The sequence below is a fragment of the Alcanivorax sp. HI0083 genome (genome assembly GCF_001635175.1).
Genome location: NZ_LWFX01000812.1, coordinates 1 through 249, shown reverse-complemented (window position 1 = coordinate 249; position 249 = coordinate 1). Strand labels below are relative to the sequence as shown.

The 249-nt window shown below is 64.3% G+C and carries 1 pseudogene; it reads left to right on the top strand.

The annotated features are described in order from the left end of the window. Nucleotides 1-249 (top strand): annotated as a pseudogene (locus A3754_RS27525) (LLM class flavin-dependent oxidoreductase); the annotation flags it as partial.

Sequence of the window (249 nt, the reverse complement as noted above, 5' to 3'; positions counted from 1 at the left end):
GCGCGCAGCTGGCCGCGCAGCGTGGCTTGCCCTATGCCTTTGCCGGGCATTTTGCGCCCCGGCTGTATCGTGAGGCGTTGCGTATCTACCGGGATCAGTTTCAGCCCTCTGCTCAGCTGGACAGGCCTTATGCCATGTTGACGGTGCCTGCGGTGCCGGCGGATTCCGATGAGGAGGCCCAGTACCTGACCACCACCAGTTACCAGCGCATCCTCGCCCTGTTCCGGGGCCAGCCGTTGTGGATGAAGC